General features: G+C 40.5%; 13 protein-coding genes and 2 rRNA genes. 10 read left to right on the top strand and 5 right to left on the bottom strand.

The features are described 5' to 3' along the window. Positions 1-365: 365 nt before the first annotated feature. Together HMPREF9455_RS17900 and HMPREF9455_RS17895 are read left to right on the top strand one after the other, a co-directional pair. Positions 366-1,271 (top strand): ABC transporter ATP-binding protein, encoded by a 906-nt coding sequence (locus HMPREF9455_RS17900; protein ID WP_006801153.1) that lies wholly within the window; start codon positions 366-368, stop codon positions 1,269-1,271. 91 nt (positions 1,272-1,362) lie between these two features. Further along, complete coding sequence (locus HMPREF9455_RS17895; RefSeq protein WP_006801152.1) at positions 1,363-2,691, top strand: ABC transporter permease; 1,329 nt, start codon at positions 1,363-1,365, stop codon at positions 2,689-2,691. Between the two features lie 29 nt (positions 2,692-2,720). Here the strand turns inward: HMPREF9455_RS17895 and HMPREF9455_RS20845 are convergent, their stop codons facing one another. Continuing rightward, positions 2,721-3,395 (bottom strand): porin family protein, encoded by a 675-nt coding sequence (locus tag HMPREF9455_RS20845; RefSeq protein ID WP_006801151.1) that lies wholly within the window; start codon positions 3,393-3,395, stop codon positions 2,721-2,723. A 58-nt stretch (positions 3,396-3,453) separates the two neighbouring features. Further along, complete coding sequence (gene dnaG, locus HMPREF9455_RS17885; protein ID WP_006801150.1) at positions 3,454-5,451, bottom strand: DNA primase; 1,998 nt, start codon at positions 5,449-5,451, stop codon at positions 3,454-3,456. Positions 5,452-5,620: 169 nt separating this feature from the next. On the opposite strand from dnaG, the gene HMPREF9455_RS17880 reads away from it, so the two are divergent. From HMPREF9455_RS17880 to HMPREF9455_RS17870, 3 genes are all read left to right on the top strand, one after another. Next, positions 5,621-7,231, top strand: coding sequence for a CTP synthase (locus HMPREF9455_RS17880; protein ID WP_006801149.1), 1,611 nt, complete (start codon positions 5,621-5,623; stop codon positions 7,229-7,231). 122 nt (positions 7,232-7,353) lie between these two features. Then, positions 7,354-9,294 carry a membrane protein insertase YidC gene (yidC, locus tag HMPREF9455_RS17875; RefSeq protein ID WP_006801148.1) on the top strand — a complete coding sequence of 647 codons (1,941 nt, stop codon included), beginning with the start codon at positions 7,354-7,356 and terminating at the stop codon, positions 9,292-9,294. Between the two features lie 88 nt (positions 9,295-9,382). Next, the gene (locus tag HMPREF9455_RS17870) at positions 9,383-10,261 is read left to right on the top strand and encodes a beta-1,6-N-acetylglucosaminyltransferase (protein WP_006801147.1); all 879 of its coding nucleotides are present in this window, start codon (positions 9,383-9,385) and stop codon (positions 10,259-10,261) included. Here HMPREF9455_RS17870 and HMPREF9455_RS17865 read toward each other — a convergent pair. Next, complete coding sequence (locus HMPREF9455_RS17865; RefSeq protein ID WP_006801146.1) at positions 10,241-10,648, bottom strand: 2-amino-4-hydroxy-6-hydroxymethyldihydropteridine diphosphokinase; 408 nt, start codon at positions 10,646-10,648, stop codon at positions 10,241-10,243. The genes HMPREF9455_RS17870 and HMPREF9455_RS17865 overlap by 21 nt on opposite strands. Positions 10,649-11,039: 391 nt before the next feature. Here HMPREF9455_RS17865 and HMPREF9455_RS17860 point away from each other — a divergent pair, with 391 nt between their 5' ends. From HMPREF9455_RS17860 to HMPREF9455_RS17840, 5 genes are all read left to right on the top strand, one after another. Continuing rightward, complete coding sequence (locus tag HMPREF9455_RS17860; RefSeq protein WP_006801145.1) at positions 11,040-12,359, top strand: gluconate:H+ symporter; 1,320 nt, start codon at positions 11,040-11,042, stop codon at positions 12,357-12,359. 193 nt (positions 12,360-12,552) lie between these two features. Further along, entirely contained in the window at positions 12,553-13,023 is a 471-nt protein-coding gene (locus HMPREF9455_RS17855; RefSeq protein ID WP_006801144.1) for a RidA family protein, read from the top strand. Positions 13,024-13,307: 284 nt separating this feature from the next. After that, entirely contained in the window at positions 13,308-14,411 is a 1,104-nt protein-coding gene (locus tag HMPREF9455_RS17850) for a D-TA family PLP-dependent enzyme (RefSeq protein ID WP_006801143.1), read from the top strand. A 98-nt stretch (positions 14,412-14,509) separates the two neighbouring features. Next, a complete protein-coding gene (locus HMPREF9455_RS17845) occupies positions 14,510-15,592 on the top strand; it encodes a dipeptidase (RefSeq protein WP_006801142.1) in 1,083 nt (360 codons plus the stop codon). A gap of 131 nt (positions 15,593-15,723) precedes the next feature. After that, on the top strand, positions 15,724-16,500 hold the full coding sequence (locus HMPREF9455_RS17840) for a Cof-type HAD-IIB family hydrolase (RefSeq protein ID WP_006801141.1): 777 nt from the start codon (positions 15,724-15,726) through the stop codon (positions 16,498-16,500). Positions 16,501-16,791: 291 nt separating this feature from the next. Here the strand turns inward: HMPREF9455_RS17840 and rrf are convergent. Together rrf and HMPREF9455_RS17830 are read right to left on the bottom strand one after the other, a co-directional pair. Then, a 5S ribosomal RNA gene (gene rrf, locus HMPREF9455_RS17835) occupies positions 16,792-16,900 on the bottom strand. A gap of 176 nt (positions 16,901-17,076) precedes the next feature. Then, positions 17,077-17,290: ribosomal RNA gene (locus HMPREF9455_RS17830) — 23S ribosomal RNA — on the bottom strand; the annotation flags it as partial.

Raw genomic sequence — 17,290 nt, 5'->3', positions numbered from 1 at the left:
GCTATTTTGGTAAAGACTGTAGGGGCGAATGTTTATTCGCCCGATACTCATTGTGGGCGAATGTTTATTCGCCCCTACAAAGCCATAAAACTGTTACCTTTGTTACCTTTTAACCAAACATAGTTAAAAGACATAAAAATAACAAGATGAAAGCAGTGAAAAAAGTGTCAGATGTGTCAGGTTTTAACAATACATGGTTAACTGATGTGAAAAACAATGAATGATTATAGTTATCAATTTCCCTTTACTCTAAATTCGTAACTATATATTCGCATATCTCTTTATTTTTTTATTCTTTTGTGATTTTATAGAATATTCACCGACTAACAAGGTAGAGTAATTTAAGCAAATTAATATAGATCAGAATGATGTATCTTGAAACGCAGGATATCGTAAAACAGTACGGAGACTATACCGCCCTTAACGGAGTAAGTGTGCAGGTACCCAAAGGCTGTATTTATGGATTACTGGGGCCGAATGGGGCCGGCAAATCGTCTCTTATCCGCATAATAAACAGAATAACAGCTCCCGATCAGGGAAAAGTCTTTATCAATGGCAGGGAATCTGTTGCCGATGACATTTTTAATATAGGTTACCTCCCCGAAGAAAGAGGCCTGTATAAGAAGATGAAAGTAGGGGAGCATATTATTTTCCTCGCCCGCCTGAGAGGTCTGTCTGTTGAAGATGCGCACGAGAAAACCCAGCATTGGCTTCGCAAGTTCGATATTCTGTCATGGGAAAACAAAAAGGTAGAAGAGTTATCGAAAGGGATGCAGCAAAAAATACAGTTCATTGCCACTGTAATACACGAACCTGAATTGTATATCCTTGACGAGCCTTTCAGCGGATTCGACCCGGTAAACGCAGAGTTGCTTAAAAATGAACTTCTCGAACTGAAAGCAAAGGGTAAGACAATTATCCTGTCCACCCATAATATGGAATCGGTGGAAGCGCTTTGTGACGAGATTTCCCTGATCAATAAATCGAAGGTTGTTTTGCAGGGTAATGTGAAAGAGATACGTGCGCAATATAGAAAACACATTTTCAAGCTCAATGTATCAGGCGATAGCTTCGATCTGGAATCTGTCCATTTTACCATATTGTCACAGTCTGTTGATAAAAGCTCAGTGGAAGTACGCATTCAGCGGAATGATGATGCGTCCAACTCCGATCTGCTACAGGAAGTTGCCCGGAAATACGAGATTATTTCTTTTGAGGAAGAATTGCCTTCCATGAATGATATTTTTATTCAAGCAGTAAGCAATAGATGAAGTTTAACAATATATTATCAAATCTAACCTGCGATTGTTGTTTTACAACAAAAGTAATAAACAGGTCTGCGACCTTCTCAAAACGAGCCGAATGAAAGCATTGAAATTAATTATAGCAAGAGAATTCTCTTCCAGGGTAAAGACAAAGGCTTTTATCCTGACCACATTATTGACCCCCTTCCTTTTTGCCGCAGTTGTTGCATTACCTACTATATTGATGATGCTCAGTGACAATGATGATATAAAGAAGGTCTATGTAATAGACAACACGGGATTATATTCCAACTTGTTCGAATCGTCTAAAAACTATGAGTTTGTACAGGTATCCGCTGCTGACAGCACTGCGACAGGTAAGGAAAAGGGTACAGCGTTGTTGCAAATAAACGGAGATTTGAATCAGAATCCCAACGCGGTTACATTCTTCTCGGAAAAACAACAACCTCCCCGCGAGCTGACTGCATACATAAACGATGTATTGACCGAAGCGGTAAGGAATAAAAAAATTGACGATTTTACCTCAGAGAGTAATCTTGAACCACAAGTAGTAACTAATTTGCAGGAAATACTGAAATCTAAAGATAAAATTCATATCTCTACTATCCGCTGGGATGAAACAGGGAAAGAAACGGAAACTCTTGGCGAAATAGCTACTGTTGCCGGAATGGCGCTCACCTTCTGTATGTTTTTCTTTATCATGATGTACGGTTCTATGGTGATGCAGAGTGTGGTAGAGGAAAAGAGCAACCGTATAATCGAAGTGATTATTTCTTCGGTTAAACCTTTCGACCTGATGATGGGTAAAATAATAGGAGTCGGGCTTGTGGGGCTTCTTCAACTGGTTGTATGGCTTGTTATAGGCGGAGGTGTAATGATTGCTATTCAGATGATCTTCGGTATCAACATGGATATGAGCGCCTCTGTGGACACGCAACAGGCAATGGCATTAATGAAAAGCAGCAATGTTGAGATGGCTTCTTTCCTTAACGGCTTTTTCAGCATCAACTGGGTACAGGTTGCAATATGTCTTGTCCTTTATTTTACAGGGGGATATCTCCTGTTCGCATCCTTGTTCGCCATGTTCGGTTCGGGTGCGAATGATTCGCAGGAGGCCCAGCAACTTATCATGCCTGTTATGATTATACTGATGGTAGCGTTTTATACAGGCTTCGCGGCCGCCCGCAATCCGGAAGGAGTTATGGCATTCTGGTGTTCATTGATACCATTTACGTCGCCTGTGGTAATGATGGTCCGCGCTCCGTTCGAGATACCTTTGTGGGAACTGGCATTGTCTGTTGCATTATTGTTTGCCACATCAGTCCTGATGGTAAAACTGGCAGCTAAAATATACCGTGTCGGAATACTGATGTATGGCAAGAAGGTTTCTTTTATGGAAATGCTGAAATGGCTGAAGTATAAATAATCTCCAGATGGCAACAGAAATATGCTACTTTATATCTTTACCCCCAACGAGAGATAGACACTATTGTTTCTAACTTTGAGATTGTCATTTAGCATATCTCTTTTCCATATTCGGGTAAAGCCCGTATCGGAGCCGATAATGAAAACGAATCTCGATAATTCGGCCTGTAATTCTATCCCCAGCCCTACATCGGGTCTGTTCCATAGCCCGTCACCGGCAAAAGTATTGCCTTTGTTACTTTCGGGAGTGCCGTCGAGCGTGGTCAATGTTGTCTTTCCCGCGACTCCGTAAGCGACATACGGCCCCATGGCAAAGCCGAAATGGGTATTGTTGGGGAAGTTGAACTTATATGTGAAATAGATGGGTAGCTGGATATACATCGCCTCCATTTTTGCTTCCATATTTCCTGCCGTTGTAGATAGCCTGTTCACTTTCGCTCCTTTGGTGGTAAAGCTAAGTCCTGTCTGTAAGTAAACATCATTACCCAGGGTAATATCGGCAATACCACCGAAGTTATATCCGAACCTGACTTTTCCGCTCTTGAACCCGTACTCATTTTTCCAGGCCGAAACATTGGAGAGGTTCATTCCTCCTCTTATCTGAAAGGTGATATACTTTTGTTTTTCTACAAAGAATTGTGCATTTGCATTGCTGCTTATCAGTATTATGATCGAAATAATCAGTAGTCTCAAGGATGTTTTCATAGGAATTCTTTTTCATTTATATAGTAACGATATAGTGCCTGTGTTATTATTCGTGCAATTACCACCTCAGGATGATCCGTTCTCCGAGAGCCTTTGCCAGTGCTTTTTTCACTTCTTCCAGTTCTTTTATCTGCTGCATCAGTTCTATGGCTGTATCCCAGTTTCCTTCTTTTTGCTTAACAGCCATTTCATCTTTTATCTCCTTTATCCTCTTGGTTATGTATGCATTCTTCAACTCTGTGACTATGCGCGGAACATCTTTCCTTAAATGCTTTTCTTCGGCAAGCGGGGTGTCTTCTTTCTTTGCATTTTCTCCGAATTGTTTGATATGCAGTTTGCTTAACTGATACCTGTCGCTAACCAGTTCGGCTGCTATCTTGCTAACCTGCGCATCGGTGTGTGCCAAAAAATAGCGGGCAGGAATAAACGTTTCATCTACCGATCGTTCTATCGCTTCTTCCAGCATCAGTGTATATAGAGGATTGGTAAACCAGAAGCCATCGCGCTGAAGATCGAATTTCACCCAGTCTATTACAGTAGTAGGCATGTCGCCCGTAACGGGATTTTCATCCCCTCCCTCCAGCATTATCTCCATACCGAAGCGAACTATATAGTAAAGGATAGCCAGTTCGAATTTGTCTATCGGAGTTTTCTTAACTACAGCTTTGCTGTGTATTATCGGCTGCGACAAGTCATTATGGACAGCCCGCATTTCTTCTTCCATTTTTTGCGGGGCTGTTTTTTCCAGATAAGCCAAACGCTTCTTCGTCACTTCCTGTACCAGAATACGCTCATCTACATCCAGCAGGATACTGCAATCTTTGATATAGACTGTACGTATAATATTGTCGGGTATAATGGAGATACTGTTTACTATATCGGAAATAAGGGCGGCGCGTTTGATGGGATCATTACCGGCTTCTTCCAGCAATAGCTTTGTCTTGAAACGCATGAAATCGACCTCGTTGGCCTTGATATAGTTTGTTAGCGATTCCGCATTTTGTTTCTTGGCAAAGGAGTCGGGATCTTCTCCGTCGGGCAATAATATCACTTTGATATTCATGCCATCTTCGAGGAGCAGGTCTATTCCCCGTAATGCCGCTTTTATCCCTGCGGCGTCACCATCATAAATAACCGTGACATTGTCCGTAAAGCGGTGAATCAGCCGTATTTGCCCGTTTGTCAATGCTGTCCCCGAAGATGCGACAACGTTTTCTATTCCTGCCTGATGCATGGAAATAACATCGGTATAGCCTTCCACCAGATAACAGCAGTCGGCCTTGGTTATGGCCTGCTTAGCGAAGAAAATACCGTATAGTTCATTCCCTTTATGGTATATCTCACTTTCGGGTGAATTGACATATTTACCTGTATTCTCAGCTTTTTTAAGTATACGTCCACCAAATGCAATTACTTTGCCCGATAGCGTGTGTACAGGGAACATGACACGGCCACGAAAACGATCGATCAGTTGGTTGTTGTGCTCGCTTTTTATAGCTAGTCCTGTTTTTACGAGGTAATCTTCTTTATATCCGTTTTTTAATGCTTCTTGAGAAAAAGCATCTCTCTGTTCGAGACTATAGCCTAACTGAAACTTTTCTATAATATCTTCTCTGAAACCACGCTCTTTGAAGTAGCTTAATCCGATGGATTTACCTTCGAGATGGTTGTGGAGAGTGTTGACGAAATAGTCCTGCGCATAATCGTTGAGGATAAAGAGGCTTTCACGTTCGTTATATGCTTGCTTTTGCTCATCGGTGAATTCGCGTTCCTGTATTTCTATATTATATTTCTTAGCCAGATATTTTAATGCTTCGTAATACGAGAGTTGCTCGTGCTTCATTATGAAGTGAACGGCCGTACCACCTTCGCCGCAGGCAAAGCATTTGCAAATGTTCTTGGCAGGGGAAACGTAAAACGATGGCGTTTTATCTGTATGGAAAGGGCATAAGCCCACAAAGTTTATCCCCCTTCGTTTGAGGGTGACAAACTGCGACACTACATCAACGATTTGAGCAGCGTCCATTATACGGTCTATTGTACCTTGGTCTATCATGATTTTTTACTGCTACGAAAGTAATAAAAATATCCCGATCAAGATATTTAATTTATGTGAATAGGAATCTTAATGGTTACTGTTAGACAAAAATTAAACAATGTATCTAAATATTTTTTGTACTTTTGTGCTTTCTTTTTAGAGTCTAAAAAATATAAAACGAAAAGTCGTGGCTAATACGAAGTATATATTTGTAACAGGAGGAGTTATATCTTCCTTAGGTAAAGGTATTATAGCCTCCTCGTTAGGTAAACTACTACAGGCAAGGGGTTATAAAGTGACAATCCAGAAACTGGACCCATACATCAACATCGATCCCGGAACTCTGAATCCATATGAACATGGAGAATGCTATGTGACTGTTGATGGCCACGAAGCAGACCTGGACCTTGGTCACTATGAGCGTTTCCTTAATCAGCCTACACATAAGGACAACAATATCACCACAGGACGTATCTATCAGAATGTGATAAACAAAGAACGGAAAGGTGATTATCTCGGAAAAACGGTGCAGATCGTGCCTCACATCACAGATGAGATAAAGCGTAACATCAAAATGCTGGGCACAAGATATGACTACGATTTTGTAATTACCGAAATCGGAGGCACAGTAGGCGACATAGAGTCGCTGCCTTTCATTGAGAGTGTACGTCAGCTACGTTGGGAGTTAGGCAAAAACTGCCTGTGCGTACATCTTACCTATGTGCCGTATATTGCAGCGGCAAAAGAGGTGAAAACAAAGCCTACACAGCATTCTGTGAAGCAGTTGCAGTCGGAAGGAGTGCAGCCCGATATGCTGGTTCTCCGTACCGAGCATCCGTTGAATAAAGACATACTGAAAAAGGTGGCATTGTTCTGTAATGTAGAAGTAGATGCCGTTGTGCAATCAGTAGATGTGCCTACAATATATGAAGTGCCATTGAATATGCAGGCGCAGAACATGGACGAAATCGTGTTGCGCAAACTGGGTATGCCTATCGGGGATAAACCGGTAATGCAGCCTTGGCGCGATTTCCTTGACAAGAAAAAACATGCCAAAGAGACGGTTCGTATCGCACTGGTCGGTAAATATGTCGAACTGCCGGATGCATACAAATCTATCAATGAATCGTTGTTGCAGGCAGCGATATACAATGATCGCAAGCTTGATTTGCATTTTATACTCTCTGACAAATTGACCGCAGACAATGTGGAAAAGATGCTTGGTTCCATGGATGGCATAGTTGTTGCTCCGGGATTTGGGCAGCGCGGTGTGGACGGGAAAATTCAGGCGTTGAAATATGCCCGTGAACACGATGTACCTACATTCGGCATCTGTCTGGGTATGCAATGTATGGTTATCGAATTTGCCCGCAATGTACTGGGACTTGAGGATGCTAACTCAACGGAGATGAATCCTCATACACCATTTAAAGTTATTGACCTGATGGAAGAACAAAAGAATATCACAAATATGGGTGGGACAATGCGTCTGGGAGCCTATAAGTGTGAGTTGGAAAAAGGTTCGCAGGTGTATAAAGCATATGGAAAGAAGCTGGTAGAGGAGCGTCATCGCCATCGTTTCGAATTCAACGGTGATTATAAGGAAGATTTCGAAAAGAATGGAATGAAGTGTACCGGAACAAATCCGGACATGGGACTGGTAGAGGTTGTGGAAATTCCCGGAAAGAAATGGTACCTGGGTGTACAGTTCCATCCTGAATACAACAGCACGGTAGTATCGCCTAACCCTTTGTTCATCAGCTTTATAAAAGCAGTAATTGACAATAAGAAAAAATAAGATTGAACGTTTTAAATAGCGGAAGCAGAAGCAAAATTTATTTTGATTATGCCGGGTCATGCAAAACGCCCAATAGAAATTGAAAGGAAAAATCGCAAATATTAAATTTATAAAAACTATAAATGGATAAGAATACGATTATCGGGTTTGTACTCATCGCTGCCGTAATCATTGGATTTACGTTACTGAGCAGACCTTCGGCGGAAGAACTTGCTAAGCAGAAAGAACAATATCGGAGAGACTCGATAGAATATGCGCAGACTAAAGAGCGGGAAAAAGAACTAAACAACCTGAAAGATACTGCAGCGGAAGTAAAGAATGAAAATCCGGTGGATGATTTCTTCGCGGCTCCCGTTCAGGAAGCAGATTCTGTTCTTGCAGTAATGGATTCAGTACAAATGGGTTCGCAGCAGGCAGAACAACTGATAACACTGGAAAACAGTAAGCTGAAAGTTGTTTTCTCTACTAAAGGGGGGAAGATGGTAAGTGCACAGTTGAAAGAATATTCCCGGTATGATGGAGATTCTTTGTACCTGTTCAATAACGATGCCGAATTTTCGCTTCAGTTAACCAATAAGCAAAATAAGGTACTTCATACCAATAATCTGATATTTACGCCAATCAAGGCAGAGGGAGACAATTCTCTTATCATGCGTTTTTCATATGCAGCAAACCAACATGTCGATTTTATCTATAAACTGGCAGAAGACGATTATATGCTGAAATATGATGTCAATCTGGTCGGGTTGCAACCGATGCTGGACAGAAACAAATCGGATGTGATAGAATTATACTGGGCGCAGAAGATGCGCAGACAGGAGAAAAGCGTAAAAAACGAACAGCGCTATTCGCACATCTATTATAAATATATAGGGGGTGATGTAAAAGAACTAAGCAGTGATAAAAGTGAACAACTGGAGGTGAAAGAACCTGCTAAATGGATTGCTTTCAAGAATCAGTTCTTTGCTCCGATACTGATTGCGGACGAGAAGATCGAAACAGCCCTTCTTGATTCTAAAGTTTTAGTAACTGATGAAAACAGCGAATACCTGAAAACAGTTGAAGCGACAATATATGCTCCGGCAACGGTAGATATGAATGCCGGAACCATAAGCGCCGGATTCACATACTATCTGGGACCTATGTCATTCACTTTGCTAAAAGGGTATGACAGCCATATAGACGATGTAAACAAACAACTCGATCTGGATAAGCTTGTACCACTGGGATGGACACTGTTCCGCTGGGTGAATCAATATTTTGTGATTCCGATCTTTAACTTGTTGAGAGGTACGGGAATGTCCATGGGTATTGTTATCCTGTTGCTTACTATAATTGTAAAACTGGTAATATCTCCACTCACATTCAAGTCATTCATGTCGTCGGCTAAGATGCGTGTATTACGCCCTCAGGTAGAGGAACTGGCTGCTAAATATCCGAAGCAGGAACAGGCTATGGAAAAACAACAGGCGACAATGGCTCTCTATAATAAGGCGGGGGTAAACCCGATGAGCGGGTGTATTCCGTTACTGTTGCAGATGCCGATATTGATTGCACTCTTCTCATTCTTCCCGAATGCGATAGAGCTTCGCGGGCAAAGCTTCCTTTGGGCTACCGATCTTTCCACATATGATGCTATCATTGAATGGAAAAACCATATTCCATTGATTGGTACACATATCAGTTTGTTCTGTATTCTGATGACGGTAACGAATATCATTTATACGAAATTCAATATGGAAATGACCAATACCGGACAGCAACAAATGCCGGGGATGAAGTGGATGATGTATCTGATGCCGTTGATTTTCCTTTTCATGTTGAATGATTACCCGTCGGGGCTTACATATTATTATTTCCTCTCGCTTTTGGTAACGATTTTATTAACAATCGGATTCCGGTATATAATAGATGAAGATAAGGTGTTGGCCAAGCTGGAAGCTAATAAAGCAAAACCGAAAAAGAAATCGGGTTTTATGGCTCGTTTAGCAGAGGCTCAGAAACTTCAGCAACAACAATTGAACGAAAAGAATAAGTCTAACAGTACCAAGAGAAAAAGGTAAGTCAGACACCAAAACATATAGAAGAAAAGGTTATTTCGGTTGAAGTAACCTTTTTTTATTTACTTTTGTGTGAATCCTATTGTTGAATATGAAGATTTGCTATCTTATATTAGCTCATAATAATTTCAGGCATTTAGACCGTTTGATAAATGCCCTGGATGGCACGGATTGTACCTTTTTTATTCATTTAGATAAGAAGGTAGTGCAGAAGTATTTTCCGCAATATAATAATGTGGAAGTAATTCCGGAGCGCACTGATATCAACTGGGGTGGATTTAATATGGTGGAAGCTACTCTGGCTCTGATGAAGCGAGGCCTGGAATATTCTCCCGGTGCAGATTATTATGTATTGATTAGTGGAGTAGATTATCCTATCCGGTCGAAGGAGTTCCTTTATCAACAGTTGGAAAAGGGAAAAGAATATATAGATATTGCTCCTGTACCGGTTCCATTTAAGCCAATAGAGCGTTATGGATATTACTATTTTGATTACGATCGCCGTAACCTGAAGCATTACAACCCTAAGTTTCTGGCGGAAGTATTACTTAAAAAGCTAAAAATAAAAAGGAAAGCACCGTTCAGGGTGTATGCCGGTACGCAATGGTTTGCCCTTACCCGCGAATGTGTGCAATATATTTTGACGACAGTAAGAGAGGATAAGCGATATACAGACTTCTTCCGCCATACATTAGTGCCGGACGAAGCCTTTTTTCAGACAATTATCGGAAACTCGCCGTTTCTGCAAAATACAGCCGCAAGCCTTACTTATACAGACTGGGAGGTTGCTGTCCCTCCGGCCACAATAGAAGAACGTCATATTGACTTTCTGGAAAACCATATCGAGTTCAATGATGAATACGGACAACGGTTCCCTTATTTTGCACGGAAGTTTAATGACGGCAGTGAAAAATTGCTGGAGGAAATACAAAACAGGTTATGGGGATCATCATTTATCCAAACTGGCTAACAGGTCTGCAATATAGCTTCGGGTGAAATCTTCCGGCTTCAATACGCTATTGTTCCATATTACAAGGTCGATATCTATTTTCACGATTCCGTTTTTTTTATCGGCCCCATTTCTCCCCATATCCTTTTCTATAGATTTCAATAAGCGGATGACTTCATCCATGTCCCTGTCTGTGTAGATAACAGCAAGCTGGTTCAGGAAATCGTTTCTGTAGATAGTGCCATAGGGCATGGTAACAGAAGAGTCTGAATAAGATATATCTGTAAATATATTATTCAGAAACTGATGACACAGGCTTAAATTTGATTCTCTGTCTTCGTTTGTACCGATACTGAGCAATGCTTTATTCATAACCGATGCAAATATACATTCAATTTCTTTAATCATATAAATATTTACTGCAATAACTTTTATATTTCATTCGACTACTATGGTAAACCCCAAATTATCCTAACTTGTAGCATCAATCAAAAGAGATATAAGCATTCATTAATTGTGCGTGACATGGAATAATTCAACGTTTTAAGTAGCGAGAGCAGAAGCAAAATGAATTTTGCTTCTGCCGAGTCACGAAAAACGACTAATGTAATTGAACGTTTCCATATATCAGCCAAAACATTTTAACGATTACCTACCTCTTAATACATAAATGTTAATTAACATCTGATTGCTTGATTTATTAAAGATATTGTCTACATTTGACATGTTGAAAAAACACATTTGAACCCATTCAGAACTACAATATAGTCTGAACCTCAAATACATAAAACCTTGAGTAATGTCTTTTATCATTATCATCCTAAGTCTGGCACTATTAATTGTGCTGATTTCATATTTCAAAATTAATGCATTTCTATCATTCCTGATAGTATCCATTCTTGCCGGAGTAGCATTAGGCATTCCATTAGAAAGCCTTCCTGTGTCGGTAAACAATGGCATAGGAACTATAATGAAAGACCTTACCTTGATTATCGTATTAGGCGCAATGCTGGGTAAACTTGTCGCAGAGAGTGGAGCCGCGCAAAAAATAGCTGATGTAATGGTCGCTGCTTTCGGCACGAAGCATATTCAATGGGGACTGATGATCACAGGTTTTATTGTAGGTATTCCTCTTTTCTACGGAATCGGGTTTGTACTCCTTGTCCCACTCATTTTTTCGATAGTGTATAAATACAAGCTGCCTGCTGTATATATTGGTTTACCAATGCTGGCAGCATTGTCCGTCACACACGGATTTCTTCCGCCCCACCCTTCACCTGTAGCATTAGTATCGATATTTAAAGCTGATATCGGGATGACTTTAATTTATGGCCTAGCCGTAGCCATTCCGGCAATCATTCTCGCAGGGCCTGTTTTTTCCAAGACACTAAAGAATATAAAATCCGGACCTGTAACCCTATTCGAGCAAAAAGAGACTACCGGAAATTTTAGAACACCGGGTAAAGCAAACAGTTTTATCAGTGCAACACTACCTGTATTCCTATTGATATTAGTAACGGTTATACCACTATGCTTCCCAAATATGAGTGTGGGAATAAAATCCTTTGTATCCTTTATCGGTGCTCCCTCACTAGTTATGTTGTTAGCGGTTATTGCAGCCACATACACTTTAGGTATCAGGCAAGGCAGAAGCATCAAAGAAGTAATGGATATATATGGCGATGCAGTGAAAGATATTGCTATGATACTGCTTATTATTGCCGGAGCAGGTATATTCAAACAGATTATGGAAGATAGTGGTGTGAGTACCGAACTGGCCAATAGTCTGGAACAATTACCTGTTCACCCGCTTATTCTGGGGTGGCTGATCGCAGCCATTATCAGGGGATGTGTCGGTTCTGCTACAGTAGCCGCCCTTACTGCTGCGGGGGTAATTATGCCGTTGGTTATCCAATCGGGAGTGAACCCGAATCTGATGGTATTGTCGTTGGGCGCAGGCAGTTTAATGTTTTCGCATGTGAATGATGCCGGATTCTGGATGTTCAAAGAATATTTCAACCTGAGTTTGAAAGATACGCTACGGTCATGGTCAGTAATGGAAGCCATTGTATCCATTGCCGGATTGATAGGTGTATTATTACTAAGTTTTATCATATAAGTAACAGAAAGTATTTAATGACATATTTTCAAATTATAACTACCTTTAGTAGTTGTACTTATCAAAACAACGTTTAAAGCAGTGAGAGCAGAGTCAAGTGTACTTGAACTATGCCGAATCGCGATAAACGACTAATGAATTGAATAAAAAGGTCTGCGACCTTAAAAAATATCAATAATTAAAAGAATAAATTATGAGTACTTACAATGCTGACGAACAATTTGAAAAATCAGGCCTGACACTTCCTCCGGCTCCGGCTCCCAAAGGAGTATACAAGCCTTGCATCATAGATGGAAAATATCTCTATCTGTCGGGACATGGCCCTGTACAGGATGACAAATCACTAATTATCGGACGGATAGGCAGAGAGCTTAGCCAGGAAGAAGGGAAACTGGCTGCACGCCAGGTAGGACTAACAATGTTATCTACGATCAAAACCAACCTTGGCAGCCTGAGTAAAGTGAAACGGGTGATAAAAATATTGGGAATGGTAAATTGCACTCCCGATTTTGAGTATCATCCATATATCATCAACGGATGTAGTGAACTCTTTGCTTCGGTATGGGGTGAAGAGAATGGGATAGGAACCAGAAGCGCTGTGGGGTTCGGTTCTTTACCGGATAATATTCCTGTTGAGATAGAGGCCTTGTTTGAATTATACTGATATATTTTTATCTATCTGATTTAGCCGATAGCCGTTATCTTTTAGCCGATAGCTCTTTGATAGAATTTATTGAAGGTTTAAAGATTGAAAAAGTAACAAATATAATAAAGCCTGCAAAGGTGTTACTTTTGTTACCTTTTGCGACTTGGTATCTTTACGAGAGACTTTTTAACCACGGAGTGAAAGGAGTTTCACGGAGTTTGTAAAGAAAAAGTGACAGTAGGAAAAAAGTAGAAAAATGTGTAAACTTTGTCTGGTTTTAACAATTTACATTTTAATAAATTATGGCCGATTGGTATAAAATAAACAACATAGAACAGATTGATTCCCCTGCCCTTGTGGTATATCCGGAACGGATTCAGGAGAATATAGACCTGGCAATACAAATAGCCAGAGGCACAAATAAACTCCGTCCTCATGTGAAAACAAATAAGATGAGGGAAGTTTGTGCCATCATGCTGAAATCGGGTATCACCAAATATAAATGTGCTACTATTGCCGAGGCGGAAATGTTGGCATTGGTGAATGCACCAGATGTATTGTTAGCATATCAGCCGGTAGGCCCCAAAATCGAACGTCTTATAGAATTGATAAAAGCATATCCCGATACACGGTTTTCCTGCCTTGTCGATAATGAAGAAAACGCTAAAGCCATCTCTGATTTATGCAGGGAAAACAATATCACACTGAATATCTTTATTGACCTTAACATAGGTATGGACAGAACAGGGATCAAGCCTGAGAAAGCTATAGATCTGGTCCAAGCTATTATAGATTTGCCCCGGATTCATATTGCAGGGTTACATGGCTATGACGGGCATATACATGATGAAGATACAGAGATACGATGCAAAAAAAGTGATATTTCATTTGCTTTAGCAGAAAAGGCCTATAAGGAAATTAAGCCCCTACTACCCCATCCTATCGCTCTGGTTATGGGGGGAACGCCAACATTCCCTATACATATACACCGTGAGAATTGCGAGTGTAGTCCGGGTACGTTTGTATTCTGGGACTGGGGATACAAACATATGCTTGAAGACTTGCCTTTCAAATATGCTGCAGTAGTTATCAGCAGGGTGATTTCGATTATTGACTCAACACATATATGTATCGATTTAGGGCATAAATCTGTTGCGGCCGAAAATCCATTACCGAGAGTCCATTTTTTGAATGCAAGTGAAGCTACACCTGTTGCCCAAAGCGAAGAGCATTTAGTATTAAATGTACCTGACAGTAATATATATCGTATCGGAACTGTCTTATACGGAATTCCGGTTCATATATGTCCTACTGTTGCTTTATACGACAAGGCATATGTGGTAGACCATAATGAGAAAATAGACGAGTGGAAAATAATAGCAAGAAACCGTTATATAAACTATTAAGGTCTCAGACCTTTTTATTATCCAGATTAATGGTAACAACTAATAGTTATCTAATTAAAATACATCATTAAATACATTCTGACTTAAATCTTAATAAAATGTCTAAACTATTTTTTGTAGATGCACATCTCGACCTTAGCATGAATGCTCTGGAATGGAACAGGGATTTACGCTGGCCGGTGGAAGAAATTAATATGAGCGAAGCAGGTATGACCGACAAGCCTGACAGATCAAGAGCGACAACAACATTACCCGAACTGAGGAAAGGAAATATCGGTCTGGTCGTAGCCACACAGATAGGGCGTGTTATAGAAAAGAACGGTTCTCTACCCGGTGCAGGCTGGCACTCTCCGGAACAGGCCTGGGCACAGACTCAAGGACAGTTAGCCTGGTACAAAGCCATGGAGGAAGAAGGGCAGATGGTGATGATAAGAGATAAAGAATCCCTGGAAAAACATCTGGATCTATGGATGAATGACGAACCGGACGACAATAAACCGATAGGTTATATTTTAAGCCTTGAAGGAGCAGATTCAATCGTAAATGTAAGCTATGTAGAAAGAGCCTACAACTACGGGCTGAGAGCTATCGGTCCGGCTCATTACGGTCCCGGAAGATATGCGAATGGCACAGATTCTTCAGGTCGTCTCAACCAAATGGGAATAGACTTATTGAAAGAAATGGACCGTTTGGGCATGATTCTCGATGCAACACACCTTAACGATGATGCATTCTGGCATGCACTAGAAATATATAAAGGAAATATTTGGGCTAGCCACAACAATTGCCGGGCATTTGTGAATCACAACCGCCAGTTTAGTGATGAGATGATTAAAGCGCTGATCGAACGCGGAGCTGTTATCGGAATAGCGCTGGATGCATGGATGATGGTTCCCAACTGGGTTCGTGGTGTCTCCACACCTGAGGGAATGAACTGCAATCTGGAAATAATGATAAATAATATAGACCGTGTTTGTCAGATAGCGGGAAATACTGATCACGCAGCAGTAGGAAGCGATCTCGATGGCGCTTTTGGCACGGAACAATGCCCGTATGATCTGAAAACAATTGCCGACTTACAGAAAATTCCACAGATGTTGAAAAACAGAGGATATAGTGATGACGATATTGAGAAAATAGCGTCTGGAAACTGGATTCGCTTTATAAAGAAAGCTCTGTAAAACATACAGAGAACGATAATCCATAAAAGACCTGAAAATTGAGATTCAGGTCTTTCATTATTGGACAGACAGGATATCCTGCTTATATTTTGTACTTTTGTCTAAGTTATCTAACACAATTAATTCACTTCATGATAAAAGCAATATTTTTTGACATAGACGGTACATTAGTAAGTTTCAAAACCCACCGCATGCCTGAGTCTACAGTCAAGGCAATTGAGGAGATCCGTAAAAAAGGGATAAAAGTATTCGTAGCCACGGGGCGACATTTTTCAGCAATCAACAATTTAGGAGATGTGTCCTTTGATGGTTATATTACAATGAATGGCTGTTATTGCCTTGCCGGGAAAGACAAGGTTATATTTAAACAAAGCATTCCTCAATCTGACATTGAAACTTTCATCGATTATCTGGAAAATATAGATCCATTTCCTTGTCTATTTGTTGAAGAGAATAAGCTATCTGTAAATATGGTGAATACAGATGTTCAATATTTATTCAAGCTCCTGAATTTTATAGAAATACCGACCAAACCATTAGAATACTACAGAGATAAAGAAGTATTCCAACTTACCGCATTCTTCACAAAAGAACAAGAAGAACAAGTCATGCAATCTTTACCTAACGGTAGTGCTATGCGTTGGTATCCCACATTTGCGGATGTAATATCAACAGGTATTGATAAGGGTGTAGGAATTGATCGGATCGGTGAATATTTTGGTTTTACAGCCAGCGAAACAATCGCTTTTGGCGATGGCGGCAATGATGTAGAAATGATTCGTCATGCCGGAATCGGAATAGTGATGGGAAATGCCGACGAATCCGTAAAAAGTATCGCAGATTATGTAACTGATTCTGTTGATAATGATGGTATATTAAAAGCATTGCAACACTTCGATATTATCTAAAAGTAAAACTCCATTGCATAAAAGACTAAGATTCTAAAAAGTGTATATTCTGGTTTCTATTTTATCTATACCCAGAATAAGCACTCATGTTGGTAGATTCTAGTTCTTTGAAATATTTCTTATTTTACGTTATTCTGCAAATTATATAGGGGATAATTAAATATTTGGTATATCCTGTCTAAATGATTTTTTAGATACATATCTGCTGTATCTAGATGCGGTATGCCTATTGCCTCACATACACAAACAAAAAAAGTCCCTCACTACTATAGTGAAGGACTTCTCTTCTTAAAACGGCGGTAACCTACTCTCCCACTTGCGCAGTACCATCGGCACGACCGGGCTTAACTTCTCTGTTCGGAATGGGAAGAGGTGGAGCCCCGGTGTTATAACCACCTGAATGCTTTTTATAGTGGATAGTTGATAGTGGACAATGTTTTATATGTAACTGTCAACTTTCAACTGTCAACTATATTGACTGATGTAAAAGAGCGAGTATCGTTAACTTATATTCCTAATATAGCAAACCTCTGGTTTGTTGTTCGGTGCCAGTTTTCTACGGTGAGTCTACTGGCACCATTGAAAGCGTCCGGGCAATTAGTACTACTCGGCTATGACATTGCTGCCTTTACACCTGTAGCCTATCTAGGTCGTAGTCTACAACCACCCTTAATGGATATCTTATCTTGAAGTCGGCTTCGTACTTAGATGCTTTCAGCACTTATCCAATCCGGACTTAGCTACCCGGCGATGCTCCTGGCGGAACAACCGGTAGACCAGGGGTCCGTCC

The sequence above is a fragment of the Dysgonomonas gadei ATCC BAA-286 genome (assembly GCF_000213555.1).
Taxonomy (GTDB): Bacteria; Bacteroidota; Bacteroidia; order Bacteroidales; family Dysgonomonadaceae; genus Dysgonomonas; species Dysgonomonas gadei.
The sequence above is the reverse complement of the archived record's forward strand: the minus strand, read 5'-3'. Positions and strand labels throughout refer to the sequence as shown.